General features: G+C 39.1%; 2 pseudogenes. Both read left to right on the top strand.

Going from position 1 to position 705, the window contains the following annotated elements:
* Positions 1 to 510 (top strand): annotated as a pseudogene (locus E3E37_RS10720) (phosphoserine phosphatase); the annotation flags it as partial.
* Between the two features lie 3 nt (positions 511 to 513).
* Positions 514 to 705 (top strand): annotated as a pseudogene (locus tag E3E37_RS10715) (RNA-binding protein); the annotation flags it as partial.

The raw sequence follows: 705 nt of genomic DNA, 5'->3' as shown, positions 1-705 counted from the left end.
AACCCAACCACCCCCGAAAGAGAAAAACAAATAGTGGATCAAATCCAAGTTTTAGCTACAGAGCTTGAAATTCTTCAACAAACTGAAAGATTCCACAAGAAATTACAGGAGACAAGAAAAAAGATCGAAAGTCTAAAGAGAGCTAGACGGGCCATGGGTATGGAAATACAAAAACTGGCAAACCAAAGCCAGCAGTTCCATGAGCAGATGATCAAAGCATACCAACAGGCAGACGAGATAAAGAAGGAAGCAGATGAATATCACCAGAAAGTCCTTGAATTAAGAGAAAAGATAATAGATATCAGAAAAGAATTAAGGGAAGTAGAAAGGAAGATATTTGAGTTTGACCAGAAACACAAAGAGCTTATAGCATATAAAATGGTAGCAAAAATGAGATCAAAGAAAGATGCCACATTTGAAAGAGCCGTAGAAGCCCTAGAAAAGTTCAAACGCGGCGAAAAACTTACTCTCGATGAGTTACTGCTCCTGCAGAGATACAACTTGGTGTGAAATATGGAAATCATAAAACACGAAGGGCCAGGAAGACTTGGCCTGGTTAGATCTGGAGATAAAAGTTTTAAAACTCCTGCACTTGTTAATGTGGATTTTACAATCTCCCCTTTCAATTCATACTTCTACCCTAAGGAGTTCGAAGACTATGACTTTACCCTTGCACCCTCAATCCCCCTCAGTTTTTACACTCCA

The organism is Thermococcus sp. ES12 (genome assembly GCF_012027515.1).
GTDB lineage: Archaea > Methanobacteriota_B > Thermococci > Thermococcales > Thermococcaceae > Thermococcus > Thermococcus barossii.
The sequence above is the reverse complement of the archived record's forward strand: the minus strand, read 5'-3'. Positions and strand labels throughout refer to the sequence as shown.